At 58.5% G+C, this 25,436-nt stretch carries 33 protein-coding genes, 1 tRNA gene and 1 pseudogene; 17 read left to right on the top strand and 18 right to left on the bottom strand.

What is annotated here, in order from left to right:
• The first annotated feature begins 6 nt into the window (after positions 1–6).
• The 5 genes from GWL_RS23095 to GWL_RS16855 all read left to right on the top strand — a co-directional run bounded on the left by GWL_RS23095 (position 7) and on the right by GWL_RS16855 (position 5,678).
• The gene (locus GWL_RS23095) at positions 7–120 is read left to right on the top strand and encodes a GpE family phage tail protein (protein ID WP_008332387.1); all 114 of its coding nucleotides are present in this window, start codon (positions 7–9) and stop codon (positions 118–120) included.
• On the top strand, positions 121–2,745 hold the full coding sequence (locus GWL_RS16840; RefSeq protein ID WP_034351078.1) for a phage tail tape measure protein: 2,625 nt from the start codon (positions 121–123) through the stop codon (positions 2,743–2,745).
• Between the two features lie 11 nt (positions 2,746–2,756).
• On the top strand, positions 2,757–3,308 hold the full coding sequence (locus GWL_RS16845; protein WP_008332389.1) for a phage tail protein: 552 nt from the start codon (positions 2,757–2,759) through the stop codon (positions 3,306–3,308).
• A complete protein-coding gene (locus GWL_RS16850; protein ID WP_008332392.1) occupies positions 3,305–4,534 on the top strand; it encodes a contractile injection system protein, VgrG/Pvc8 family in 1,230 nt (409 codons plus the stop codon). The genes GWL_RS16845 and GWL_RS16850 overlap by 4 nt, the downstream gene beginning before the upstream one ends.
• Before the next feature lie 223 nt (positions 4,535–4,757).
• Complete coding sequence (locus GWL_RS16855; RefSeq protein ID WP_034351079.1) at positions 4,758–5,678, top strand: GGDEF domain-containing protein; 921 nt, start codon at positions 4,758–4,760, stop codon at positions 5,676–5,678.
• A gap of 58 nt (positions 5,679–5,736) precedes the next feature.
• On the opposite strand, the gene GWL_RS23455 is transcribed toward GWL_RS16855, so the two are convergent.
• Complete coding sequence (locus GWL_RS23455; protein WP_157174265.1) at positions 5,737–6,522, bottom strand: hypothetical protein; 786 nt, start codon at positions 6,520–6,522, stop codon at positions 5,737–5,739.
• Between the two features lie 3 nt (positions 6,523–6,525).
• Positions 6,526–6,984, bottom strand: a complete 459-nt coding sequence (locus tag GWL_RS16860; protein WP_034351082.1) for a helix-turn-helix domain-containing protein — start codon at positions 6,982–6,984, stop codon at positions 6,526–6,528.
• 316 nt (positions 6,985–7,300) lie between these two features.
• Between GWL_RS16860 and GWL_RS16865 the strand changes: the two genes are divergently transcribed.
• From GWL_RS16865 to GWL_RS16905, 9 genes are all read left to right on the top strand, one after another.
• The gene (locus GWL_RS16865) at positions 7,301–7,543 is read left to right on the top strand and encodes a hypothetical protein (RefSeq protein ID WP_008332397.1); all 243 of its coding nucleotides are present in this window, start codon (positions 7,301–7,303) and stop codon (positions 7,541–7,543) included.
• Positions 7,536–7,733, top strand: coding sequence for a hypothetical protein (locus GWL_RS16870; protein WP_034351084.1), 198 nt, complete (start codon positions 7,536–7,538; stop codon positions 7,731–7,733). The genes GWL_RS16865 and GWL_RS16870 overlap by 8 nt, the downstream gene beginning before the upstream one ends.
• Positions 7,724–7,984, top strand: coding sequence for an ogr/Delta-like zinc finger family protein (locus GWL_RS16875; protein ID WP_081486087.1), 261 nt, complete (start codon positions 7,724–7,726; stop codon positions 7,982–7,984). Before GWL_RS16870 ends, GWL_RS16875 begins: the two co-directional genes overlap by 10 nt.
• Positions 7,985–8,063: 79 nt before the next feature.
• Positions 8,064–8,291 (top strand): hypothetical protein, encoded by a 228-nt coding sequence (locus tag GWL_RS23460; protein WP_034351087.1) that lies wholly within the window; start codon positions 8,064–8,066, stop codon positions 8,289–8,291.
• An 88-nt stretch (positions 8,292–8,379) separates the two neighbouring features.
• A complete protein-coding gene (locus GWL_RS16885) occupies positions 8,380–8,733 on the top strand; it encodes a hypothetical protein (RefSeq protein WP_034351089.1) in 354 nt (117 codons plus the stop codon).
• On the top strand, positions 8,723–10,774 hold the full coding sequence (locus GWL_RS16890; protein WP_008332408.1) for a replication endonuclease: 2,052 nt from the start codon (positions 8,723–8,725) through the stop codon (positions 10,772–10,774). Before GWL_RS16885 ends, GWL_RS16890 begins: the two co-directional genes overlap by 11 nt.
• Entirely contained in the window at positions 10,771–10,914 is a 144-nt protein-coding gene (locus tag GWL_RS23700) for a hypothetical protein (RefSeq protein ID WP_008332410.1), read from the top strand. Before GWL_RS16890 ends, GWL_RS23700 begins: the two co-directional genes overlap by 4 nt.
• Positions 10,914–11,276, top strand: a complete 363-nt coding sequence (locus tag GWL_RS16895) for a hypothetical protein (protein WP_008332413.1) — start codon at positions 10,914–10,916, stop codon at positions 11,274–11,276. Before GWL_RS23700 ends, GWL_RS16895 begins: the two co-directional genes overlap by 1 nt.
• A gap of 282 nt (positions 11,277–11,558) precedes the next feature.
• Complete coding sequence (locus tag GWL_RS16905; RefSeq protein ID WP_008332415.1) at positions 11,559–12,602, top strand: tyrosine-type recombinase/integrase; 1,044 nt, start codon at positions 11,559–11,561, stop codon at positions 12,600–12,602.
• Positions 12,603–12,628: 26 nt separating this feature from the next.
• Here the strand turns inward: GWL_RS16905 and GWL_RS23465 are convergent, their stop codons facing one another.
• The 7 genes from GWL_RS23465 to petA all read right to left on the bottom strand — a co-directional run bounded on the left by GWL_RS23465 (position 12,629) and on the right by petA (position 17,239).
• The gene (locus GWL_RS23465; protein ID WP_157174266.1) at positions 12,629–12,880 is read right to left on the bottom strand and encodes a hypothetical protein; all 252 of its coding nucleotides are present in this window, start codon (positions 12,878–12,880) and stop codon (positions 12,629–12,631) included.
• A 135-nt stretch (positions 12,881–13,015) separates the two neighbouring features.
• A tRNA-Thr gene (locus GWL_RS16915) sits at positions 13,016–13,091 on the bottom strand.
• A gap of 24 nt (positions 13,092–13,115) precedes the next feature.
• On the bottom strand, positions 13,116–13,604 hold the full coding sequence (locus GWL_RS16920) for a ClpXP protease specificity-enhancing factor (RefSeq protein WP_008332418.1): 489 nt from the start codon (positions 13,602–13,604) through the stop codon (positions 13,116–13,118).
• A 120-nt stretch (positions 13,605–13,724) separates the two neighbouring features.
• Entirely contained in the window at positions 13,725–14,336 is a 612-nt protein-coding gene (locus GWL_RS16925) for a glutathione S-transferase N-terminal domain-containing protein (RefSeq protein WP_017453790.1), read from the bottom strand.
• Positions 14,337–14,433: 97 nt separating this feature from the next.
• Positions 14,434–15,198 (bottom strand): cytochrome c1, encoded by a 765-nt coding sequence (locus tag GWL_RS16930; RefSeq protein ID WP_008332420.1) that lies wholly within the window; start codon positions 15,196–15,198, stop codon positions 14,434–14,436.
• A gap of 23 nt (positions 15,199–15,221) precedes the next feature.
• Positions 15,222–16,628, bottom strand: coding sequence for a cytochrome bc complex cytochrome b subunit (locus tag GWL_RS16935; protein ID WP_008332421.1), 1,407 nt, complete (start codon positions 16,626–16,628; stop codon positions 15,222–15,224).
• 2 nt (positions 16,629–16,630) lie between these two features.
• Complete coding sequence (gene petA / locus GWL_RS16940; RefSeq protein WP_034351097.1) at positions 16,631–17,239, bottom strand: ubiquinol-cytochrome c reductase iron-sulfur subunit; 609 nt, start codon at positions 17,237–17,239, stop codon at positions 16,631–16,633.
• Between the two features lie 292 nt (positions 17,240–17,531).
• Between petA and mscL the strand changes: the two genes are divergently transcribed.
• Complete coding sequence (gene mscL / locus GWL_RS16945; RefSeq protein ID WP_008332423.1) at positions 17,532–17,969, top strand: large conductance mechanosensitive channel protein MscL; 438 nt, start codon at positions 17,532–17,534, stop codon at positions 17,967–17,969.
• 77 nt (positions 17,970–18,046) lie between these two features.
• On the opposite strand, the gene GWL_RS16950 is transcribed toward mscL, so the two are convergent.
• Positions 18,047–18,811 (bottom strand): Nif3-like dinuclear metal center hexameric protein, encoded by a 765-nt coding sequence (locus tag GWL_RS16950; protein WP_034351099.1) that lies wholly within the window; start codon positions 18,809–18,811, stop codon positions 18,047–18,049.
• A 43-nt stretch (positions 18,812–18,854) separates the two neighbouring features.
• On the opposite strand from GWL_RS16950, the gene GWL_RS16955 reads away from it, so the two are divergent.
• Both GWL_RS16955 and GWL_RS16960 read left to right on the top strand, forming a co-directional pair.
• Positions 18,855–20,036, top strand: coding sequence for a Do family serine endopeptidase (locus GWL_RS16955; protein WP_034351100.1), 1,182 nt, complete (start codon positions 18,855–18,857; stop codon positions 20,034–20,036).
• Positions 20,037–20,054: 18 nt separating this feature from the next.
• Positions 20,055–20,744, top strand: a complete 690-nt coding sequence (locus tag GWL_RS16960) for a DUF2461 domain-containing protein (protein ID WP_008332426.1) — start codon at positions 20,055–20,057, stop codon at positions 20,742–20,744.
• Positions 20,745–20,822: 78 nt separating this feature from the next.
• Here GWL_RS16960 and tatC read toward each other — a convergent pair whose 3' ends face one another.
• The 8 genes and pseudogenes from tatC to hisA form a co-directional block, all read right to left on the bottom strand.
• Positions 20,823–21,596: a twin-arginine translocase subunit TatC gene (gene tatC, locus GWL_RS16965; RefSeq protein ID WP_008332428.1), complete on the bottom strand. Its 774-nt coding sequence runs from the start codon at positions 21,594–21,596 to the stop codon at positions 20,823–20,825.
• A 40-nt stretch (positions 21,597–21,636) separates the two neighbouring features.
• On the bottom strand, positions 21,637–22,161 hold the full coding sequence (tatB, locus tag GWL_RS16970; RefSeq protein ID WP_008332430.1) for a Sec-independent protein translocase protein TatB: 525 nt from the start codon (positions 22,159–22,161) through the stop codon (positions 21,637–21,639).
• Positions 22,162–22,282: 121 nt separating this feature from the next.
• Complete coding sequence (gene tatA, locus GWL_RS16975) at positions 22,283–22,486, bottom strand: Sec-independent protein translocase subunit TatA (RefSeq protein ID WP_008332431.1); 204 nt, start codon at positions 22,484–22,486, stop codon at positions 22,283–22,285.
• Positions 22,487–22,557: 71 nt separating this feature from the next.
• Positions 22,558–22,938, bottom strand: a complete 381-nt coding sequence (locus GWL_RS16980) for a histidine triad nucleotide-binding protein (RefSeq protein ID WP_008332434.1) — start codon at positions 22,936–22,938, stop codon at positions 22,558–22,560.
• Positions 22,939–22,990: 52 nt separating this feature from the next.
• A complete protein-coding gene (locus GWL_RS16985; RefSeq protein WP_008332436.1) occupies positions 22,991–23,329 on the bottom strand; it encodes a phosphoribosyl-ATP diphosphatase in 339 nt (112 codons plus the stop codon).
• 116 nt (positions 23,330–23,445) lie between these two features.
• Positions 23,446–23,829, bottom strand: a pseudogene (gene hisI / locus GWL_RS16990) (phosphoribosyl-AMP cyclohydrolase); the annotation flags it as partial.
• Positions 23,826–24,590 carry an imidazole glycerol phosphate synthase subunit HisF gene (gene hisF / locus GWL_RS16995; protein WP_008332445.1) on the bottom strand — a complete coding sequence of 255 codons (765 nt, stop codon included), beginning with the start codon at positions 24,588–24,590 and terminating at the stop codon, positions 23,826–23,828. The gene hisF and the pseudogene hisI, both read right to left, overlap by 4 nt.
• Position 24,591: 1 nt before the next feature.
• Complete coding sequence (gene hisA / locus GWL_RS17000; protein ID WP_008332447.1) at positions 24,592–25,389, bottom strand: 1-(5-phosphoribosyl)-5-[(5-phosphoribosylamino)methylideneamino]imidazole-4-carboxamide isomerase; 798 nt, start codon at positions 25,387–25,389, stop codon at positions 24,592–24,594.
• Positions 25,390–25,436: the final 47 nt, after the last annotated feature.

Consider the following 25,436-nt stretch of genomic DNA (forward strand, 5'->3'; position numbering starts at 1 on the left):
GACGCCATGGCCGACATCGCGACGGTGTTCCACTGGCCGCCGACCGCGATGGAGGAATTGGAGTTGGCAGACCTCATGAAGTGGCGCGAGCGCGCCCGAGTAAGAAGCGGGGCGGAGTAAATGGCAAATGAATTGAAAATGCAGGTGGTGTTCTCCATGATGGAGAAAATCACCGCCCCGCTGAAGAAGATCGCCGGCGGCGCCCTTGACACCGGCCGTGCACTGAAAGACACCAGCGACCGCCTGCGCGAGCTGAACAAACAACAAAAGGACCTTGACGGCCTGCGCGACCTGCACCAAGGCATACGCAAGACGAATGCCGAGCTGTCCACCGCGCGGCAACGCGTGGCCGAGCTGGCGGCCCGGATGAAGGCCACCGAGAACCCGACCCGCGCCATGACGCGCGAATTCAATGCGGCCGTGCGCAGCGTCAAATCCCTGCAGGACGCCAGCGAGCGGCAAAGCACGCAGTATCGTGCTCTGCGCGAACGCTTAACCGATGCTGGCATCGGCTCGCGCCAGCTCGCCAATGCGCAGACCTGGCTCAAGAACAGCATCGCCGCCACCAATGCAGAATTGGCCGACCAGCAAAAGAAGCTGGCCGCCAGCAATCGTCAGCAGCAGGTTATGGCGAACGCGCGCCAGCGTGCCGACAAGCTGCGTAGTACGGCGGGCGGCCTGGCGGCGGCCGGCGTAGGTGCCACGGCCAGCGGCGCCGCCATGGGTGCGCCGATGCTGGCCGGCCTGAAAGAGGCCAGGCACTACGAAACCGAGAACGGCCGCGTGCGCGCGCTCGGCCTGGGACCCGCCGCGACCGCCGAGGCGATCAAGTTCGCGCGCGACATGAAAACCTACGGCACCAGCCAGCTCGACAATCTGCAACTGCTGCGCGATGGCATCACGGCCTTTGGTGATACGCACCACGCTGAAATGGTCGCGCCCATGATGGCCAAGATGAAATTCGGTAATCACGCCTTCTATGGGGAAGCCGAGGGCGCGGAGAACGAGCGCAAGTTCATGGACATGCTGAAGGTCATCGAAATGCGCAATGGCACCAAGGACATCGGCACCTTCTCCAAGCAGGCCAACATGGTGCAGCAAGTGCTGACCGCCACCGGTGGCCGTGTGGGGCCCAGCGAGTGGCTGAACCTGATTAAGACCGGCGGTATCGCGGCCAAGGGGCTCAAGGACGAATCCTTTTACTATCAGATGGAGTCCCTGGTGCAAGAAATGGGCGGCAACCGGGTCGGCACCTCGATGATGAGCGCTTACCAGAACCTGTACCAGGGCCGCACCACCAAGCGCTCCATCGGCATGCTGGCGGACTTGGGCTTGATCGGCGACCAGTCCAAGGTCAAGCATGACAAGGCCGGCCAGGTCTCGTTCCTGAATCCTGGCGCTATCAAGGGCGCGGATCTGTTCCGCGAGAACCAATTCGAATGGATGGAGAAAGTGCTATTGCCGCAGTTGGCCAGCAAGGGCATCACCGATGAAAAGGGCATCCTCGATGCCATCGGGGGCATTTTCTCGAACCGCACGGCCGCACAGCTCTTCTCGACAATGTACCAGCAGCGCGCGCAGATCCACAAGAACGAGAAATTGAACCGGGGCGCCGCCAACATCGACGAGCTCGACAAGCTCGGGCGGGACACGGCCAGCGGCAAGGAACTGGAAACCCTGTCCAAAGTAGCGGACTTGAAACTGGAGCTGGGCACCAAGATTCTGCCGCTCTACGCCTCTGGCCTGCAGATGGCAGCCAATGCCGTCCAAGCACTGACCGGCTTCATGGAGCGCAACCCGGCCACCGCCAGGGCCATGATTGTGGCTTTCAGTGCCATCGCCGCCATCATGGTGGTGATGGGGCCGCTGATGCTCGCCCTTGCCTCGATCATCGGCCCCTATGCCATGTTGCACGTTCTGTTCGCCAAGATCGGGCTGCAGGGCGGCTTGCTCATGCCCATCCTGCGAGGCGTCGGCACGGTCTTCATGTGGCTGGGGCGGATCTTCCTGATGAACCCCATTGGCTTGGCGGTGACTGCCATCGCTGCCGCTGCCTATCTGCTGTACCGGAATTGGGAACCCATTGCCGGCTTCTTCGGCAATCTGTGGCAGCAGGTACGCGGTGCCTTCGCGGGCGGCCTGGCTGACATTGGTGCGCTGATCTTGAATTGGTCACCGGCAGGGCTGTTCTATCAGGCGTTCGCCGGCGTGCTGAGCTGGTTCGGCATCGAGCTTCCGGCCAAATTTACCGAGTTCGGCGCCATGATTCTGCGCGGCCTGGTCAACGGCATCACCAGCGGCATTGGTGCCGTGAAGGATGCGGTGCTGGGTGCCGGTGCCAGTGTCATTGGCTGGTTCAAGGAAAAGCTCGACATCCATAGCCCGAGCCGCGTCTTTGCCGAGCTGGGCGACTACACCATGCAGGGCCTGGCCGTGGGCTTGAATCGTGGCCAGGACGGGCCGCTGTCTACGGTCAGCAGCCTTGCCGGCAAGCTGGCCAGCGCCGGCGCGGCCGTGGCCATTGGCGCCGGCAGCATGCCGGCGATGGCCTTTGACAGCCGACCGCCGATCAGCGCCGGCAGCGCGCAGCCCGCCGTCTATCAGGGCGACACTGTGCAAATCATCATCCAGCCGACGCCCGGCATGGATGAGCAAGCCATCGCCCGTGCGGTGGCCGCCGAGCTAGACCGTCGCGACCGCATGAAGGCATCGCGCCAGCGCTCTAACCTCGCCGATTGGGATTAAGGAAAAAAATCATGATGATGATCTTGGGAATGTTCGTCTTCAGCTTACCAACGCTGGCTTATCAAGAGCTGCAGCGGCAGACGCAATGGAAGTTCGCCAGCAATGCGCGCGTGGGTCGGCGAGATGCCCTGCAGTTCACCGGTAAGGGGGACGACGCCATCACTTTGTCGGGCTGGATCGCGCCGGAGCTGACCGGTAGCGCCTTCTCGCTAGACGCCTTGCGCCTAATGGCCGATACCGGCAAAAGCTGGTTCCTGATCCAGGGTACGGGCCGCATCTATGGTTCTTATGTGATCGAGAGTATGGACGAAGGACGCACAGTGCTGGACGGCTATGGGGACGCGAAGCGTATCGAATTCACCATTAAGTTGAAGCGCACCGACGATAGCGTGCTGTCGTCACTCGGCCTGGGCGATATCTCGGATCTGCGCAACATGGTGGACATCGACGGCGTCACGAACAGCATCGCCGACAAGGCGCGCGACGTGGTCGGCAGTGCCATCGATGGCGTTAAAGCCACGGTTGGTGGCATCGTCGGTAAGTTCGGAGGGACTGGCCAATGACCACCACCGCGCCAGCCTTCCGCATTGTCATCGAGGAAAAGGACATCAGCCGCCCTGTCTCCGACAGGCTCATGAGCATCACCTTGCGCGAGTGCCGGGGTGATGAAGCCGATCAACTGGATATTGAGCTGGACGACGCCGACGGCAAGCTCAAAATTCCATCCAAGGGCGCAAAGCTGAATTTTGCACTCGGCTGGATGGGCTCGCCCTTGGTGGATAAAGGTACGTTCGTGGTCTCCGAGGTGGAGCACAGCGGCGCGCCGGATCGGCTCACCATCCGCGCCAGGTCGGCCAGTATGATCGATGCGTTTCGGCAGCAAAGAGACCGTAGTTTCCATGAGACTACGCTCGGCGCCGTAGTGGACGCTATCGCAGCCGGCAATGGCCTAGCGTCCGGGATCTCGCACGGGTTGCGCGGTATCGCCATCAAGCACCTGGACCAGACGCATGAGAGCGATTCCGCGCTGCTGCGCCGCTTGGGCAAGAAATATGATGCGGTGGCCACGGTCAAGAGTGACACGTTGTTGTTCATGCCGATCAATGAGAGCCGCACGGCCAGCGGCAAGTCGTTGCCGCTGGTGAAGGTGGTGCGTGCGCTGGGGGACCAGCACCGATATCACAGCTCCGAATCAGACGCCTATAGCGGTGTGCGCGCGTTCTGGATGGATGAGAAATATGGCCTGCGCCGCAGCGTTGTCGCGGGCCAGGCCGGGAACAGTAAGCGACTGCGCACCACCTTTGCGAATGAGGCCGATGCGCGCACTGCGGCTGTCGCCGAGTGGCAGCGCATTGAACGTGGCCTGGCCACCTTCGAAATGCAGCTTGCTCTCGGTGATGCCAGCATCATGCCGCAATCGCCTGTGGTGGTATCCGGGTTCAAGGCCGATATCGATGCCACGGAATGGCTATCGAAGACCGTCACTCATTCCATCACCGGAAGCGGTTTTACTACGCGCATTGAGTTCGAGACAAAATCCGAGGCAGCCGATACAGAGCGCGAGGTCGATCATGATCCAGAAGAAGGCATCACCGGCGTGAAAGCGGAGTGGCACGACAGAGCAAAGAAGAAAAATAACAAGGGTACCGAGTTGGCAGGCAAGTCAGACAATGCCAAGACACTGAAACGGACTTATGCAACAAGGCAAAGTGCCACCCGTGCGGCAGCCCTGGAATGGGCCAAGATCAAGGAGATCCGTGAGATTATTAGGGAGAACAGTACAGAATAGAAAGATCTCATTGTCACTGATATATCATAACTGCCCCGTACTTAAGACGCGCCTTTGCCCCCCCCTTTATTCCGAATTCAAATAAAGGCAAACAGCGCAACTGAGCCACTAAAGCCATTTATGCCGCTGTTTGGAGTAAGGGATGTATCAAAGAAATTAAATAGAATGTCGACTACCAATATTTTCTCGACAGCATTGCAGAAGCATCAAGGCGTATAAGCAAATGAGATCGACATTACCGGAACTTGGGGCCGAGCTAGCGTTATATTCAATTGACGCAGTGAGCGACATGATTATTTGGCTCGACAAAGACGGATATTACGTATTCGTTAATAAGGCTGCCACAGAGTTTTTAGGCTATACAGCTCAAGAGCTAGGACAATTGAGAGTCTGTGATATTGATCCAGACTTTGACGAGGTACGTTGGAAAAATCATTGGAAGGAGCTTGAAATAAAGCAGTCCGTTTGCTTAGAAACAACCAACAGGAACAAATCTGGACAGATTATTCCAATTGAAGTGAACGCAAGCCTAGTTCAATTTGAAGGAAAAAAATTTAATTGTTCTATCGTTCGAAATATCTCTGAGAGGAAGCGCACTGAAGCCTCACTGCTCGCACTGAACAAGCAAATCTATTTGCTGAGTATTACCGACGACCTAACCCAACTAGCGAATCGACGTCATTTTGACGAGGTGTTCAAAAGTGAGCTTCACCGTGCTATCGAGCAGAAAATTCCTTTTTCTTTGGTTCTTATCGACGTTGATTATTTCAAGGCATTTAATGATCTATATGGGCATATACAAGGCGATCAGTGCCTGAAACGCGTAGCGGCCACAATAAGCGCATCAATTCAATCTACGAATGAATTAGCTGCGAGATACGGAGGAGAAGAATTTGTATGCCTTCTTCCGGGCATGTCCAAAAAAAATGTTGCGGGATTTGGTGAAAGACTAAGACAAGCAATCCAAGATCTAGCAATTCCACACAGTGGATCGTCTTTTGGCACTGTCACAGCCAGTATCGGCGTGTCTACCTTAGAGATTACCGACAACATCTCGCCTGAGAGCCTGTTCTTCGAGGCGGATCAACATCTCTATCGAGCCAAAGCGAATGGTCGAAATCGGGTTGAAGGAAAATCCAGTTAGTCTGTAACTTCATCAAGAAACCGGAGTCACGGTCATTTTGGAAAACAATTTCGACTGCCTATTTTGGTTTCGACCAAAGCGATTTACCGCTCGTGGCATCGAAGACGCATTCTTGGATCAAGTTACCTTCTGATCTGATAGTGAATCCTGTCGTGTACGCCTTGCCTTCTGAATAGCATGTGTTTTCAGAAACCTGCTGAGGCTCAACCGGGGCTGGCATTCTATAGAGCAAAAAACCGCATACAAGTGTAAGCACTGCAGACAACACCCATTGACCACGCGCACTTCTTTGTAATCGTGCATAGCCAACGTCTTTCTCAATGCAGGCAGGACAGACCTGAGGAGCGACGATCGGCGGTACAACATCTTCTAGCTGAGTGATATTAGACTCTTCACCGCCAGGTGGCTCAGGCTCAGTTTCCGGAGTTTCTCGGCCGTGCTTAGCTTCGGATATCCATTGATTAATCTGAGCTTTCACTTGCGGGTACTTTTCGCGCAGCATTAGCCTCATCTTGGTAGCACCGAAGTCCGTCAAGATAATGCGGTACACCGCTAGGGGCTCTTCGCCCGATATTGAGCAAAGTTCATCGATGAGATCAGCAATGGTACGGCGTTGGAGCTGGGTCAGTGTTTCTACCTTCTTTTCTTCAGCCAATACGTTGAAATTTACCACGCTGCTTAATTGCGGTGCCTCATTAACATTGCCATTAACCAGATGAGTGACACCCCCGGCAATATCTAATTTATGGTCCATCACTTTCTTACCAATAACGCTTAAACATCCACTACTTGTTACGCAAAAAAACAAATAAAAGCGCAACTCAACCGATGCCGAACTACGCACCTTCTATTTTTTCTTTTCGGACGTCTCGCGAGGGGCTTTCACCTTGCCGGGAATATCCCCATTATTGACTGTGCCGTAGACATCACCGTTGACCTGATGGCCAACACTGCCGCCGATTGAAACCATATGTCGAGACTTAGGTTTTTCATGAGGGACTGCGCCTTCGATGACACCTAGCACTCGTACCTTCCCCATAAGATCAAGTTTTCGAAAACCGCTCAATAACTGATCCTCCTCAGCCGACAAAGCTCCAGGAGTGGGCACTCCAAACATAACGTAAGTCACATCAACACCGATCTTTGACACCGCCACCATAAAACCGATGTCAGGAAGTGTTTTCCCTTGTTCGTAAGAAATTTGGGCCAACTTTTTGACGCCCCCGACTGCAGCGAATGCTTCTTGCGAAAGGCCAAGCCTATTGCGCTCGCTCTTCAATCGCTCGCCAAATGTATTTAATTCCATATTATAAAACTCTTGACGGGTATGTTTTTAAATACTATATTTCCGTCATTGCTAAGTGACGTATACAAATTTTACTCTATGTCTACATCCGCCATTTCGTTTCCTCAAGGAAATACGGCTGACATTCCAGCTACCAGAGACATAACTTCGGTGGTTATGACCACCCGCCTGGATTCGCGCGAGGCGGAAAAAGTCTCTGCCTATGCGGTCCAAGACCATCGAACTCGCTCGTCCTTTCTCCGCCTCATGGTGCTAAAAGGTATTCAGGCGTACGAAAAAGAACACCAATCCGCAACCGCCTGACCAGGGGGCATCTATGTACGACGATCCGCGCCACATCCGCGATCACCGAATTGTGATCCGCTGCAACGCCGACAACTACGCTTTCATGAAGTCGCTCGCCCAACTGCAGGGTGAAAACTTGGCGACCTTGGCCCACGACATGATGCTGCATATGGCCGTTGAGTTCGTTGCTGCTCGGGATATGCCCATAGTAATCAATCAAAACATGCAAACCAAGGCGCTCAAGAGCCACTTTTCAGTGCCTCAAAATGCCTGATATCGAACTGACGCTGATAAGCCCTGCACTCATTGAGGCACTGAAAAGACTGATGGAGTGCGAGGGATTCGAGACAATCGAAGACGCCGCCGAGTTCGTTTTTTCCGCAGCGGTTCGTGAAGGCGCAAAGCGTGTTACCGGCAAGGCAAGAGTGCTCTATGCCGTTGAGGGGAAGAAACCATGCGCGTAATCAGCATTCCATGCCCACACTGCCAAAGCCCAGTGCGCGCGGCAAAGAGCCGCACCATGTCATCGATGATGAAAGAAATCACCTACCAGTGCCAGAACGTCGAATGCGGCCATACCTTCGTGGCCACGCTTGAGGTCTCGCGCACGGTGTCGATGTCGGCCATGCCAAATCCAGAGGTACGCATTCCGATTTCCTCGCGCGCATTTCTGGCTGCCAAGAACCAGATGACGCTAGACCTCGCGACCGTCTAAGCGCCCGCCCTACTCCCGATAACTCAATTCCTGCCGTGCGCCGTATGGCGCACGCGGGATTCGCTCACCCTAAAAAATCATGGCCACGATTACCGATCAGCAAAAAGCCATCAACGCACTCACCTTGACCCGGCTTCGAATGGATGAGGATCTGAAGGAATTCCGCTGCGCGCAGCGCATGCTGATGCACAAGGCCGCGCTCATCGACGAGGTGCGCTGGAATGTCATCTGGGAAGGCAAGAATGTTATTTCGAACCGGCTCGCTTCGCGTCTGCAGCGCATTGATGGCCTGCTCGGGGAATGGTGATGCGTAGCGTGCTGAGTTACTTCGTTGCCGGCTTGCTGCTGCTGGCGCCAGCCGTGCTATCGGCTCTGGGCTGGGTGAAAGGCTGATCATGCGCTGCGCCCGTATTAAGGATCACGCGTCCTTCCGTCCCGTCACGGATCTGCTGCGCGAGCGTGCAGCACAGGTGCCAACACCACGCGGCGATGAGGCAGCAATGGCCGAGCTGGAAAAGGCAATGACTCTGTTGCGCTCCCGTAAGCGCCCGAATAACCAGATCGGCATCGCCTATTCCTGGGCGGCCACCGCCAAGCCGGTGCGCCGGCACATCCTGGCCCTGGCGGGCCTCTCTCCGGACCGCTGGGAATCCCCCATTCACTCCTTTACCGAAGCCGAGCGCCTGGCAATGCGCCATGCCGTGCTGCGTGCAATCTCGACCTACGAAAGAGCTCTCAATGCAGTATAGAAAAGTCGATGCGAAGACGCGACGCCAGCACAAAGCCTTTCTCGATTCGCCTCAGTTTGCCAGCGAACTGGAACGCATCCCGCTGAAGTGGCGCGGCCGTGTTGTTAGCCAGGCGCTTGAGCTCATGTCGGTATGGCACTGGCGCCGGATCTTCGAGCCGGTCGCCCTCGATTTTGTGCGTGACTTCGCTGACCAGTATGTGCCGGCTGGCATTGATCTGTCGCAGGATGACGCCGAAATTTGCACCACTGCCGAGAAGGCGGCGGAGAACGTCAAGAAGATGCTATGGAAGGCGATTTCCGACACACACGCTCGCGACATCATCGAGCAGGAATGTAGCGACTACGGCATTGACGTTCCCGAAGTGGACGACGATGACCTACGCGCCATCATCGCGCGGGTAGTGGACCCACGCTGGTGGCGCCGTCAACTACGCAAGGTGGTCGGTCGTGCGTTCGAGGGCGGCAATATTCGTCTTGGCTATGTTCACTATCACGGCGAGCCCTATGCCAGCAATGATGCTGTGCTGTCGCGCCTGGCGCAGAACAAGCGTAATGCGGCTGCCCTGGAAGCGACGATGGTGCGCAACGAGGCCGGCCAGGAATTCAGCATTGCTGAACTGGCCGAGAAAACGACCGCAAACAAGACCATTCGTCGCGGTGAGCTCATGCTGCGCATCAACGGTTTCGAGACGATTGCGAAGGAGTGCAACGATCAGGGTCTTTTCCTCACCTGGTCTTGCCCATCGCGCTTCCATGCGACGCTGCATACGGGCAAGCCCAATCCGAAGTATGACGGCTCCGATCCGCGCACGGCCAATAAATACCTGGGCAAGATGACTGCACTGGCGCGCTCGGCGCTGGCACGGCGTGGCATCGGCCTGTACGGCTTCCGCATTGCTGAACCGCATCACGATGGTTGCCCGCACTGGCACATGCTGGTGTTCGTGCGCGCTTTGCCGGGCTATACCACCCCGCACGTCAAGGACGTGGCCGGCCGTGCTATCCGCGTCATGAAGCGCTACGCCTGGCGCGCAGACCGTGGCGAGCCGGGTGCATTCAAGCGCCGCCTTGATGTGAAGCGCATTGACTGGTCGAAGGGCAGCGCCGCCGGCTACATCGCCAAGTATGTGGCCAAGAACATTGACGGTGTAGCCGACCACAAGACCAAAGAAGGCTATGTAGTGACCACTGACACGGCCGGCGATTATGAGCTGACGCCATCGGCACGCGTAGAAGCCTGGGCCGCCCGCTGGGGCATTCGGCAGTTCCAGCAGTGGGGAGGCGCACCTGTGAGCATCTGGCGCGAGCTGCGCCGCGTTCCGGCAGATATGGTGCAAGAGGCGCCGCCAGCGATGGCCGCCGCCTGGGATGCCGTACAAAAAATCGAGGGCGAGAAGCGTGCATGCTGGGCCAGCTATTTGCGTGCCCAAGGCGGTGCCATCGTGAAGCGCGACGATCTGATGGTCACCCTGGCCAAAGAGACCAAGACTGTCAGCGGCCGCTATGAAGAGTGTGAACGCGTGATGCCCTATGGCGTCCAGTGCCGCCAAATGGCCGGGGTGGTCTTTAAATCCGTTCGACACACATGGACACCAGTTCAAGGGCACGACGCCCGCGCAACGGCGGGTTCGGGGTTCCCTTGGACTCGTGTAAATAACTGTACGCAGCCCGCCGCGCCTGCCTTTGCGGCCGATGCGTCCTTTGAGCCGAAGACCGCGCCGGCGCCGGTTATGTTCAAGCCCGACCAGGCCGCGCAGATCGATCATGCCTGGCTCGCCCTGGGCGCATGTCCCTGGCCTCGACCGGTGGTGGACGACATGCCGACATGGCCAGGGCCAGCCATGACCGCCGATGAACAGCGCCGAGCCCTGGCCGCCTGGGATGCCATCAAGGCGTGCCCCTGGCCACGCGTGGTGCCTGTGCCGGACAAGTCCCCGCGCCACGGCACGCCGCGCCAGGTCGCCGACTGGCGCGCCGGCCGGCTCGATGTGACCGAACTTCCGATTGATACCAACCCAACGAAAGGGAACGCCCCATGACCGCGTTTCGTGTCGTCGTGCGCACTGCCAGCGCACGCCATTCCTACACCGCCATCGCAGCACATAGCTGCGACGTGATCGCCGCCGCCGTCGATCGCTTTGGCGTGTGTTCTGTAACGGCCACCAAGGAGAAGAAATAATGAATGCACCCGTGAAATTCGATGTGATCGCTACCACCAGCAACAAGCCGCGTGACTTCGTGATGCAGCCCCCGCAGTCCCTGGACCGCATCACCTTCAATACGCCCGACGATGGCGTGTTGGCCGGTTATGTGTCGGTCATTCGTCAACACCTGGGCAATGGTGAGCGATTCGCCTGGGTCGAGCTCGACAACGAGCCGGCCGGGCTGTTCCGCGGCGTGCCCTTGGCAGACATCCTCACTTGCGACGATGCCGGAGACCTGCGCCGAAATACCCCGAACGGCGAAGACATACGTCTTTGCCTGAGCGACTACAGCAGCAGCCTGCGCCGTGAAACTGGAACCAGGGAACCGCAGTCATGAGTAATCTGTTTCTCGACGATGAGAGTCTGGACCGCCTCACTGGAATTCGGCGGGGCTCCACGCGCGCAGGCGTGAAGAGGTCCAAACATCAGCTTCAAGCCGCCTTCCTGCGCGAGGCCGGCATACCGTTCATCTCGAATGCGAGGGGCCAACCGGTGGTATTGGTGTCAGCCGTAGAATCCCGCCGTTCAACTGAGGCGCCTAAGCAGGCGTGGCAACCAGCGGCAATAAGGGCATGACATGGGACGCAGACCTTCCAAGAACTCGAACCTACCAAAGGGTATGCGCGCACGCATACAGCGCAGCGGAACGATCTACTACTATTACGAAATCGGTGGCGAAACACGCAAAGAAATCTCTCTCGGTTCGAACTACGTTGAAGCTATTCGCAAGTGGGCCGAGCTGGAAGTTGCCCCGCCTATTACTGTGGCAAAGGTGGTGACGTTTCGCTATGCCTGCGAGGTCTACCAGAAAAAATATCTGCTAGAAAATGCAGCAAAGACTAGAGAAGAGAAACTTCGGCAGATTGAAACTCTGCTCGAATTCTTCAACAATCCACCTGCACCGCTGGCCGAGATAAAGCCCATCCACATCAGACAATTCATGTCCTGGCGCGTACAGCGAACACAAGAGGCCATGCGGAAAAAAGAGCTGCAGGTCGAAGGCCATGAGGGACGCGTCGCGGCCAATCGAGAGAAGTCATTGATCTCTCATATCTGGAACACGGCACGTGCCGAAGGACTGACCGATCTACCTAACCCATGTGCAGGCATCAGGTCTTTCCGCGAGTTCGGGCGGGAGACCTACGTCTACAACGAAGCATTCCAGGCGGTATGGGAGAAGGCGGATGTACCAACCCGTGAGGCAATGGATCTTGCTTACCTCACAGGCGGCCGACCGGCCGATTTATTGAAGATTGACGAAACGCACCTGCGTGAAGGTAGTATCGAGGTACGGCAGAACAAAACCGGCCACAAATTGCGCATCGCTATCGAGGGGAAATTGGCTATCTTGATTGAACGCATCAAGGCCAGGAAGCGGGCAATCTCGGGTGCCGTAGTCTCGACTAGGCTAATCGTCAACGAAGAAGGGCAGCCTCTCGGGAAGTATGCGTTGCGCTTCCGATTCGATGCGGCCCGCACGGCGGCCGGCATTGAAGGAGACGACTTTCAGTTCCGCGACTTGCGCGCTAAGGCGGCCACTGATAAGACGGACAAGACCAAGGATATCCGAGAAGCCCAGCAGCAGCTCGGCCACACTAGCGTAGTGATGACAGAAAACTACGTTCGTAAGCGACGTGGTCAAAAGGTCATGCCTACAGAATAAAAGTGGCCGCGCTAGGGCGGCCACTTTTATCGCAGAACGTTCGTTAGCGTCGTAAGTTCGGCCTGGACAACAATCCCATGGCCAGCGGCGCCGTTCTTTTGCTTTCCAATAATGTGAAGGACAGTTTTAACTCTGTAGAAACCTTTCTCGACAGCGGGATCAGTTGGGAATGCAACAATGTCACCAATATTGGGAATTGTATGCACATCATGTTCTACATCGACCAAAGGCAAATTTGTGGGCTCTGGATGCCCCAGGCTGAATTGCACTTTAAACATGTTCACCTCAACTCTGGATTCTTGTGAAAAAGCGAGTGATTTTTGGAAAACTCGCTAAGTGAAAGAATTGCGAAGCAAAGCTGGGATTGCGAAGCAAACTAAAAAGGCTCTCCGGTCGGAGAGCCTTTTAAATACTGGTGCTGGCTGCAGGACTTGAACCCGCCACCCCCTGATTACAAGTCAGGTGCTCTACCAGATGAGCTAAGCCAGCAAAACTTCAGCCGGCGATTATATCTTACTTGATGCGGGTCAGTACAGGGCGACCACCCTTTTTCGGCGGTTCCGGATCATCATCGCCTTTATCGCCGCCTTCGGCGGGTTTCTTTTCTGGCTCGGATACTGGCACCGACGACAAGACCGGTGTGACGCTTTCCTGTTCAGCTGCCTGCTGCGCCTCCTCTGCCTTGGCCGGCGCCGGGGCTTCGAACGCCATGCCCTGGCCATTCTCTCGGGCATAGATGGCGATCACGTTTTCGACGGGAACCAGAATATCGCGTGAAACGCCACCAAAACGGGCGCTGAAGTGAATGTTGTCGTTCTCCATCTTCAGACCGCTGGTGGCCTCGAAGCTGATGTTGAGGACGATTTCGCCATTCTTGACGAACTGCATCGGCACGCGCGTGCGGCCGTCGACGACCACGGCGATGTGCGGCGTGTAGCCATTGTCGGTGCACCACTCGTAGATGGCGCGCAGCAGATAAGGCTTGGTGGAGACTTCTGGCATGACTGGTGTGGTGTGCGATGCGCCTGTAAAAACCGCATCTGCCGGCTAGGCCGGGGTGGAAAGCAATCTGAACAACTGGCAGCTGCACCACCGCTCAGGCGGTAGTGCAGCCGGTACGGCTTAACGGCGCATGACCTTTTCGGACGGGGTCAGGGCTTCAATGTAAGCAGGACGCGAGAAAATGCGCTCGGCATACTTCATCAGCGGGGCTGCCGTCTTCGACAGCTCGATGCCATAGTGATCCAGGCGCCACAGCAACGGGGCCAGGGCCACGTCCAGCATGGAGAACTCGTCACCGAGCATGTACTTGTTCTTCAGGAACAACGGTGCCAGCTGGGTCAGGCGGTCACGAATCTCGTGACGGGCCTTTTCCTGATTCTTCTCGGCAGCCTTGGACTTTTCATTTTCCAGGGTGTGCACGTGAACGAACAGTTCCTTCTCGAAGTTGAACAGCATCAGCCGCGCGCGGGCACGCATGAGCGGATCAGCCGGCATCAGCTGCGGATGCGGGAAGCGCTCATCGATGTACTCGTTGATGATGTTCGATTCGTACAGCACCAGATCACGCTCGACCAGGATAGGCACCTGGCCATAGGGATTCATGACCGAAATGTCTTCCGGCTTGTTGAACAGGTCGACGTCGCGGATCTCGAAATCCATGCCCTTTTCGAACAAGACGAGGCGGCAACGTTGCGAAAATGGGCAGGTCGTGCCCGAGTAGAGAACCATCATTTTTTCAGAGCCCTAAAACAAAAGGGGGGCGAGACGCATAACGCTCACCCCGATACGCAATTCCGCAAAAACTGCGCGGATACGTGATTGTACGTTTTTACTTGATGTTCTTCCAATAGGACGCGTTCAAACGCCACGCCAATACCGAGAAGATTCCCAGGAACAACAGCACCCAGACACCCAGACGCTTGCGCGTATTCTGCGCCGGCTCACCCATCCATTGCAAATAGGCAACGAGATCGGCGACATTGTTGTCATACTCCGCCGCGCTCATCTTGCCAGGCTTGACTTGTTCGAAGCCGGCAAACTTGTGGATGGTCTTGTTCGCGTCGTGAGGATCCTTCTCTTCCACGAACTTGGCCTTGCGGATACCTTGCAATTCCCACAACACATGCGGCATGCCAACGTTGGGGAAGAGCATGTTGTTCCAGCCGGTGGGGCGGCTGTCGTCCGTATAATAACTGCGCAGGTAGGTATAAATCCAGTCCGGACCGCTGCCGGCCTCCGATGCCTTGGCCCGGGCGATCACCGACAGGTCCGGCGGCGCCGCGCCAAACCAGGCCTTGGCATCCTGCGGCGTCATCGCGATCTTCATCAGGTCGCCGACCTTTTCCCCACTGAACATGAGGTTGTTCTTGATCTGGTCTTCGGTCAGGCCGATGTCGCGCAGACGGTTGTAGCGCATGGCCGAGGCCGAATGGCAGTTCAGGCAATAGTTGACGAACAGCTTGGCACCGTTTTGCAGTGAAGAAACATCCTTGGTACGGTCCGGGGCGTGATCCAGCGGGAAGCCCCCTTCGTTGGCGCAGGCCAGCGCCGGCAGCAAGGCCAGCGCGGCAATCACTTTCTTGAGCAATGTCATGTTCTTGTCCTTTGGCAGCTGGCTTAGTGCGGATGGTAGACGACGCGCTCGGGCACCGGCTTGAAGGTACCGGCAGCACTCCACCAGGGCATCAGCAGGAAGAAGCCAAGGTAGATGAAGCTGCATACCTGAGAGACGGTGGTGCCGATGGCCGTCGGCGGTTGCACGCCGAGGTAGCCAAGGATGACGAAGGCAATACCAAAGACCAGATACACGTACTTGTGCCAGCTCGGGCGATAGCGGATGGACTTGACCTGCGAGTGATCCAGCCACGGCAGTCCGCCCAGAATCACCACCGACAGGCCCATCAGGACCACGCCCCAGAACTTGGCATCAAAAATCAGCATGCCGGCGATGATGGCCAGACCGACGACGATGGCGACGATCTTCAGCTTGGCTGTCAGCCGCGACTTGAACACCAGCAGCGCAACGTAGCCGGCCACGCCGGCAATGAGCCAGCCCATGAAATCGGCCGTCGTGGCACGCAGGATCGAGTAGAACGGCGTGAAGTACCAGACCGGAGCGATGTGTGGCGGCGTCTTCAGGGAATCGGCCGGAATGAAGTTGTTGTACTCCAGGAGGTAGCCGCCCATCTCCGGCGCGAAGAATACCACCGCCGAGAACACCAGCAGGAAGATCGAGACCCCAAAGATGTCATGCACCGTGTAGTACGGGTGGAAGGGCACGCCATCCAATGGCACACCGTTCTCATCGGTCTTTTCCTTGATTTCCACGCCGTCCGGGTTGTTGGATCCGACTTCGTGCAAGGCGATGATGTGCGCGGCCACCAGGCCGATCAACACCAGCGGAATGGCGATCACGTGGAAGGAGAAGAAGCGGTTCAGCGTGGCGTCCGAAACGACATAGTCGCCGCGAATGAGCAGCGACAGATCCGGACCGATGAAGGGAATGGCGCCAAAAAGGTTCACGATCACCTGTGCGCCCCAGTAGGACATCTGCCCCCAGGGCAACAGGTAACCGAAGAAGGCTTCACCCATCAGGCACAGGAAGATCCCCACTCCGAACAGCCACACCAGTTCGCGCGGCTTGCGGTAGGAGCCATAAAGCAGGCCCCGCACCATGTGAAGATAAACGACGATGAAGAAGGCCGAGGCGCCAGTGGAGTGCATATAGCGCACCAGCCAACCCCAGGGCACATCACGCATGATGTATTCGACCGAGGCGAAGGCCAGGTTGGCGTCCGGCTTGTAGTGCATCACCAGGAAGATGCCGGTGACGATCTGGATCACCAGCACCAGCAGTGCCAGGGAGCCGAAGATGTACCAGAAGTTGAAGTTCTTCGGGGCGTAGTATTCGGAGAGGTGGGCTTTCCAGGTGGCCGTCAGCGGAAAGCGCGAATCGACCCAGTTCAGGGCCTTGGCGGCCACCGGTGCATCATCCGGCAGCTTCTTTTCGTGAAATGCTCCCATGATCAGGCCTCCCCTTTCTCGTCCTTGCCGATGACGAGCTTGTTATCGCCTTCAAACATGTAGCGCGGGACTTGCAGGTTGTCCGGCGCCGGCTTGTTCTTGTACACGCGACCGGCCAGGTCGAAGGTCGAGCCGTGGCAGGGGCACAGGAAACCGCCGTGCCAGTCGTCGGGCAGCGAAGGCTGCGGGCCGGTGTCAAAGCGGGAACTGGGGGAGCAGCCGAGGTGCGGACAGATGCCGACCACGACCAGGATGTCCTTGCGCAGCGAGCGCCACTCATTGAGGGCGTAATCGGGCGTCTCGGAGAAATCGGTACGCTTGGAGTTCGGGTCGGCCACCTCGCTATCGGTCTTCTTGAGGGACTCGATCATTTCGGGGGTGCGCTTGAGAATCCAGACCGGCTTGCCGCGCCATTCAACCGTGCGCATTTCACCGGGAACCAGTGAAGAAATATCCACTTCCACCGGTGCGCCCGCTGCCTTGGCGCGTTCGGAAGGTTGCAGGGTGGAGACGAATGCTCCAGCGGTGGCCAAACCCGCTACACCTCCGGCCGCACAAGTCGCAACAAGCAAACCTCGTCGACTCGCGTCGACCTGATTCTCGTCAGTCATAAAGACCCCAATCTCCAAATGTAAGTTAGCGTGGACCTTCTAAGTGACCCTCATGCAACTTTTTGATTATATATAAGCTGAATAGGGTTTTGTAGCTAACGGCGGGTATCGTACAGGCTTGTGAAAATGAACATTTGACGCAGCGCAACCCCTTGTCAATCTGCTCTCGTTCTCGGTTCTTTTGCAGTGCGGCGTCAGCGCTTGTCCGATTTACTTTTCCTGGCGGGCAGGATATAACCCGTTGTAAGCCCGCCTCATGTTTAAACAGCAACTTTCAAAGGAGAAACCAGGGATGAGCATGCTCAAGGATTTTCGCGCCTTCGCGATCAAGGGAAACGTGGTCGACCTGGCCGTCGGTGTCATCATCGGCGGGGCCTTCGGCAAGATCGTCGGCTCGCTGGTCGAGGATATCATCATGCCCATCGTCGGCAAGATTTTCGGCGGTCTGGATTTCGCCAACTACTACCTGCCGCTCAACGGTCAAGCCTACGGGCTGCCGCTGGCCGAAGCCAAGAAGGCCGGCGCGGTCTTCGCCTACGGCAACTTCCTGACCATCTTCATCAACTTCCTGATCCTGGCCTTCATCATCTTCCAGATGGTGCGCGCCATCAACAAGGCGCGTGACCTGGCCTCCAAGCGCGAGGAAGCCGCCCCCGTCGCACCGGCCCCCACTCCGGAAGACGTGCTTCTGCTGCGTGAAATCCGCGATGCGCTCAAAAAGCAGGACTGACGCGCTTCCTCACTTTTTATGCTTCATCTTTTTGGTTTTTAAACTGAAGCTTGTAGTCAAAACATCGCCATCCGGTCTCAGACCGGATTGTCGATGTCGATGAAGCGATGCTCGATGCCGAAGTGCTTGGCCACATGTTGGCCGAGCGCCTCAATGCCGTAGCGCTCGGTGGCGTGATGGCCGGCGGCGAGATAGACGGTGCCGCTCTCGCGCGCCAGGTGCACGGTCGGTTCCGAAATCTCGCCGCTGATGTAGGCCGTGGCGCCGGCGTCGATGGCCTCGCCCAGCATGCCTTGTGCAGCGCCCGTGCACCAGGCGACCTGAGCGATGGACTGATGCGGGTCACCGATGAGCAGCGGCGTGCGTCCCAGGCGTTTCTCGATGAGCTGCGCCAGGTCGGCGGCAGTCTTGACCGAAGGGGCAAGGCAGCGCCCGATCCAGCCGATGTCGTTTTCCCCGAAGCGACCGGTGGCGTCAAAGTCGAGTCGCTTGGCCAGTTGGGCATTGTTGCCCAGCTCGGGATGACAATCCAGCGGCAGGTGATAGCCGAACAGATTGATGTCATGCGCCAGCAGCAGCTTCAGGCGCCGCTGCTTCTGGCCGATCACGCGCATGTCTTCGCCGCGCCAGAAGTAGCCATGATGGACCAGGATGGCATCGGCCTGCCATTGTACGGCCGCCTCGATCAGGGCCAGGCTGGCCGTCACGCCGCTGACCACGCGGCCGATGGTGGCGCGCCCTTCCACCTGCAAGCCGTTTGGGCAATAATCGCGATATTGCGCCGCGTTGAGCGTCTGCCCCAGATAGACTGCGAATTCATTTCGACTAATGTGGCGGGTCATCTCTTCCTCATCCGATTTCAAATCCAAAACCAAAAATTCTTTTATGCGACGTTTATGGCTGTTGTTTGCCCAGACCGTGACAGTGGGTCTGGCGCTGTGGTTCATTGTAGCGACCCTGAAGCCGGACTGGCTGTCCGGATCCTTCACTTCGCGTGCGCGCCCTGCCCAGTCCACGATCCAGATGCAGGAAGCCACGCCCGCCGCGCCCGCCCTGGACTCCTATCGTCATGCCGCGCGCCAGGCCATGCCCTCGGTGGTCAATATCTTCACAACGACCGAAGCCCGCCCGCAGAAGAGCCCCTTCCAGAACGACCCGTTCTTCCGCAAGTTCTTCGGCGACCAGTTCGACGAGCAGCAGCAGGATGACAAGCAATCCAGTCTGGGCTCGGGCGTCATCGTCAGCCCGCAAGGCTACATCCTCACCAACAACCACGTGGTGGAAGCGGCCGACAAGATCGAAGTGGCCCTGGCCGATGGCCGCAAGGCCAGTGCCAAAGTGGTCGGCATCGATCCCGAGACCGATCTGGCCGTCATCAAGATTGACCTGCCCAACCTGCCCGCCATCACTCTGGGTCATCCGGAAAACAGTTCGGTGGGCGATGTCGTGCTGGCCATCGGCAATCCGTTTGGCGTGGGCCAGACCGTCACCATGGGCATCATCTCGGCGCTGGGCCGCAATCACCTGGGCATCAACACCTTCGAAAACTTCATCCAGACCGATGCCGCCATCAACCCCGGCAATTCGGGCGGCGCACTGGTCGATACCAACGGCAACCTGCTGGGGATCAACACGGCCATCTATTCTCGTACCGGCGGCAACCTGGGCATCGGCTTTGCGATTCCGATGTCGACGGCCAAGACGGTGATGGAAGCCATCATCAGCCACGGCCAGGTGGTGCGCGGCTGGATCGGTGTCGAGCCGCAGGACATCACCCCTGAACTGGCCGAGAGCTTTGGCCTGGGCAAGAAGACCGGTGCCATCATCGCCGGCGTGCTCAAGGGTGGTCCGGCCGATCGTGCAGGCATGCGTCCGGGTGACATCCTGGTGAGCATCGCCGACAAGCCGGTGGCCGATACGACCGAGATGCTCAACGTCATCGCGCAACTCACGCCCGGCCAGCAGATCGCCATGACGGTGCTGCGCAAGTCGCAGGAGACCAAGCTGAACATCACCGTGGGCAAGCGTCCGCCGCCGCCCAAGAACGATGATGCCGAAGAAGAATAATCCAGGAGCAAGCCATCCATGCACGTGCGAGACCTGATCCAGTTCCTCGGAGAGCTCTCCGAGAACAACAACCGCGCCTGGTTCGTCATGAACAAGCCGCGCTACGACATCCTGCGCGAGGAATTCCTGGCGCTGACCATCAAGCTCATCGCCGAGATCAGCAAGTTCGATCCGGCCATCGCGGGCTGCAATCCGAAGAAGGCGCTGTTTCGCATCAACCGCGACATGCGCTTCTCGCATGACAAGCGGCCCTACAAAACGCACTTCTCCGCCGCCATCACCGCCAGTGGGCTGAAGAAGCCCAGCCAGGGCGGCGGTCCGGCCTACTACTTCCACATCAACGAAGCCGGGCAGCTGCTCATCGCCGGTGGTGAATACCTGCCACCGACGCCGCGCCTGCGCGCCATCCGCAACCGGGTGGTGGAAGATGCAGCAGGCTTCACCAAGATGCGCAAGAACAAGAAGCTTGTGGCGACTTATGGGGATCTGCAGGAGGAAGGCAAGCTGCAACGTCCGCCCAAGGGCTTCGATCCGGACACGCCCAATATCGAATACGTGAAGCTCAAGAGTTTCATCGTCTGGACCGAAGAAGATATCCGCAAGAAGATTCCTGCTGACCTCGGCAAGCAGGTACTGGAAGGATTCAAGGATGCCTATCCGCTGGTGCAATGGCTGCGCGAGATCCCTCTGGTGAGCCTCGAGGAGTGAGGATTCATCCAAGGCGCCTGCACAACGACAAAGCCCGCTCATCATCGAGCGGGCTTTGTTTTGCGGGGACAGCCGGGCTTATTCCGAGGATACCGAACTGCTGGGCTCGGCATCCGGCGCGCGTGTGGCACGCTCGAAGATCGGCGCCACCAACAGGCCCACTTCGTAGAGCAGGATCAGCGGCACGGCCAGCATCAGCTGGCTCATCACGTCCGGCGGGGTGACCACGGCGGCGACGATGAAGGCGGCAACGATCACGTAGGGACGGATCTGCTTGAGCTTGGACAATTGCACCAGGCCCATGCGCACCAGCACGATCACGATCACTGGTACCTCGAAGGTCACGCCGAAGGCGACGAACATGGTCAGGACGAAGTCGACGTAGCTGTCGATATCCGGTGCCACCGAGACCGACTTGGGGGCGAAGTTGTTGATGAACGGGAAGACCACGCCAAAGACGAAGAAGTAGCAGAACGCCACCCCCATGACGAACAGCAGCGAAGACGAGATCACCAGCGGCGCGATCAGACGCTTCTCGTGCGCGTACAGGCCCGGTGCGACGAAGGCCCACAGCTGGTACAGCACCCAGGGCAGCGAGATCAGCACCGCCACCAGCATGGTGACCTTGATGGGAATCAGGAAAGGCGTGATCACGCCGGTGGCGATCATGCGGCTGCCGGCGGGCAACGCATGGATCATCGGCGCGGCAAGCACGTCGAAGATGTGGGCCGCGAAGGGCATCAGGCACAGGAACACCACCAGCACCACGGCAGCCGCCTTGACGATACGGCTGCGCAATTCGATCAGGTGCGAGATGAAGGTATCTTCGGCCTGGGTGTTTTCTTCAGCCATGGGGTCGGAATTCCGATGAGGTGAGACGCGCTGCGCCAAATTAGAAGAAACCTGCCGACTTGCCCACCCCGACCGGACGGCGATACTTGGCCACCCGGGCCGAGGCCGAGATCACGCGGGTCTTGTGACCGCTCTGGTGCTTGTACCAGGCCGGCACGCCGGTAGTGCGCGAGAGCTTCTTGCGGCGGAAGGCCTTGGCCTTGATCGCATGCAGGGAGGGATCGGGCGTACGGGTCCAGCTATTGCCCGCACTGGCGCTGTCGGAACTGGAAGAATCGTCACCGCCGTTCCAGGCGTCATTGATCGATGCTTCCGTCTCCGACATGCTCTTGTGGATGCTGTTGCTGACGTCGCTGGCGGCGTCCTGCACATCCTTCTGCATCTTGCGCAGCTCGTCGAGTTCCATCTCGCGGCTGACCTCCGACTTGACGTCGTTGATGTAGCGCTGGGCGCGACCGAACAGGGTGCCGGCCATGCGCGCTACCTTGGGCAGGCGCTCGGGACCGATCACGACCAGCGCGACCACGCCGATCAAGGCCAGCTTGGTAAGGCCGATATCAATCATGAGTCTGTGTGGGCATTAAGAGGACAACGAGGGCGCGCATGCGCTGGAAGACGGGATACCCGCTTCGAACCGCGACGCGGGCCCATGCGAACCCGCCAGACAGGGCTGGCGGGCGGCCTGTTCAGCTGCCGGACTTGTCCTTTTCCTTGGCCTGCACGTCGATGGCCGCATCCTTCTTCTCTTCCTCGGCGCCCTTGACGCCATCCTTGAAGCCCTTGACTGCCTTGCCCAGGTCGGAACCCATGTTGCCGAGCTTCTTGGTGCCGAAGACCAGCATCACGATCACCAGAACAATCAGCCAATGCCAAATACTGAACGAACCCATTCTCTTCTCCTAAGCGGACATCCCTGCCCTGTGTACAAGTGAAACCTGCCAGCCCCCGGGCCGGCGAATCCTTATTGTTGCACGAACCGTACCCGCCAGGGATGCGGACCACCGATCACGTGCATGTGCAGATGGTACACCTCCTGGCCGCCATCCGGTCCGGTGTTGATGATGGTCTTGAAACCGCCGCTGGGCTTGCCTTCGGCGTCCAGACCATAAGCACAGCCCTGCTCGGCCGCCAGGCGTGGCGCCAGCGCCAGCATCTTGCCCAGCAGGGCGGCATGCTGTTCACCGCAATCGGCCAGGGTCGCCACATGCTGGCGCGGCACGATCAGGAAATGCACCGGTGCAGCCGGATTGATATCGTGGAAGGCGATCAGGTCCGCGTCCTCGTAGATCTTCTTCGAGGGGATCTGGCCCGCCGCAATCTTGCAGAAAATACAATTATCCAACGCCGTACTCCTGGGAAACAAGGGGAATGGAAAAGAACGCCAACCGGTCAGGTCAGTCCTTGCGGGCCGCCTTTTCTTCCAGGCCGGAGAGGCCTTCGCGCCGCGCCAGTTCGTTGAGCACATCCTGCGGGCTCAGCTCGAACTGCGCCAGCAGGACCATGGAATGGAACCACAGGTCGGCACACTCGTAGAGCACCTTGGACTTGTCGCCAGAGACGCGAGCATCCTTGGCGGCCATCACGGTTTCGGTGGCTTCCTCGCCGATCTTCTTGAGGATGGCGTCATCGCCCTTGGAGAACAGCTTGGCGACGTAGGATTTCTCGGGATTGCCGCCGTTGGCCAGCTTGCGCGACTCGATGACGTCGGCCAGTCGCTTCAGGGTTTCACTCATGATGGGGTCTTGTCGCTGTCCACGGGCTTGGGGATGGTCTTGCGCACGCGCTTGGGCTTGGCCGCCGGCTCAGCGGCCGCTGCGGTCACTGGGCCGCCACCGGCGCCGGGCGGCAGGTCCTTCAGGACCGGCTCCACCGTGACCCATTCGCCGCTGTCGGCGCTGCCTTCGAATTTCTGGAAGAAGCAGGAATGACGGCCGGTATGGCAGGCAATCCCGGCCACCTGCTCGACCTTGAGCAGCACCACGTCTTCGTCGCAGTCCAGGCGGATTTCGTGCACTTTCTGGAAGTGACCCGATTCTTCACCTTTGTGCCAGAGCTTCTTGCGCGAGCGGCTCCAGTAGACCGCCTGGCCGATCTCCACGGTGCGCGCCAGCGCCTCGCGGTTCATCCAGGCGAACATCAGTACATCATTGGATCCGACTTCCTGGGCGATCACCGGCACCAGGCCGACTTCGTCCCATTTGACCTTGTTGAGCCATTTGGCGCTGATGCTCATGCCAGCCTCATGGAAATGTTCTGATCGGCCATGAAGCGCTTGGCTTCCTGCACGGTGTGCTGGCCATAGTGGAAGATGCTGGCGGCCAGCACCGCATCGGCCTTGCCCTTGGTGATGCCGTCGGCCAGGTCCTGCAGGCCACCCACGCCACCCGAAGCAATCACGGGAATGCTGACCGCTTCCGAGACCGCACGGGTCAGGTCGAGGTCGAAGCCGCTCTTGGTGCCGTCACGGTCCATGCTGGTCAGCAGGATCTCGCCCGCACCCAACTGCGCCATCTTGCGCGCCCATTCGACCGCATCCAGGCCAGTGGCCTTGCGGCCGCCGTGGGTGTAGACCTCCCACTTGCCGTCGCCGGCGCGCTTGGCGTCGATGGCCACCACGATACATTGCGAGCCGTACTTGTTGGCCGCATCGGCCACCAGTTGCGGATTGGTCACTGCCGAGGTGTTGATGCCCACCTTGTCGGCACCGGCATTGAGCAGGCGGCGCACATCTTCCACCGCGCGCACGCCACCGCCCACCGTCAGGGGGATGAAGACCTGCGAGGCCACGGCTTCGATGATGTCCAGGATCAGGTCGCGGCCATCGGAGGAGGCGGTGATGTCGAGGAAGGTCAGCTCATCGGCGCCCTGCTCGTCATAACGACGGGCAATCTCGACCGGATCGCCGGCATCGCGCAGCTCCAGGAAGTTGACACCCTTGACCACGCGACCTGCGGTCACGTCCAGGCAAGGGATGATGCGTTTAGCAAGGGCCATGTTATTTGCTGCCGGACAGGCGGTTGGCTTCCAGTTCGCGCGTCAGCTCATCCGCACGATCCTGGCCGCTGCGCAGGTCCAGCGTCCCTTCATAGATGGAACGGCCGCAGATGACGGCTTCGATGCCTTCATCCTCGACCCGGCACAGCGCCTCGACGTCGCCCACGTTGTGGACGCCGCCCGAAGCGATGATGGGAATGGTCACGGCCTGCGCCAGGCGCACCGTAGCCTCGATGTTGACGCCGCCCATCATGCCGTCGCGGCCGATGTCGGTGTAGACGATGGCTTCGCAGCCATAGCCTTCGAACTTCTGCGCCAGGTCCACCACTTCGTGGCCGGACAGCTTGCTCCAGCCATCGGTGGCAACCTTGCCGTCCTTGGCATCCAGGCCCACGATGATCTGGCCGGGGAAGGCGCTGCAGGCGTCATGCAGGAAACCGGGATTCTTCACCGCGGCGGTGCCGATGATGATGTAGGAGAGGCCATCGTCCAGATAGCGCTCGATGGTGTCCAGGTCGCGGATGCCGCCACCCAGTTGCACCGGGATTTCCTCGACCTCGTTTTCCTCGGCGAAGCGGGCGACCACCTGCAGAATGGACTTCACGGCTGCCTCGTTCTTGGGCTTGCCGGCGAAGGCGCCGTTCAGGTCCACCAGGTGCAGGCGGCGCGCGCCCTGCTTGAGCCAGTGCAGGGCCATTTCCGCCGGATCTTCGGAGAAAACGGTGGCTTGTTCCATATCACCTTGTTTGAGGCGTACGCAATGACCGTCTTTCAGGTCGATGGCGGGTATGAGCAGCATGGCTAGGGGATGACTAGTCAGTAAAAAAGAAGGGTTGGCGACGCTCT

It is taken from the genome of Herbaspirillum sp. GW103, from assembly GCF_000261365.1.
In the GTDB taxonomy this organism is placed as follows: Bacteria; Pseudomonadota; Gammaproteobacteria; order Burkholderiales; family Burkholderiaceae_D; genus Herbaspirillum.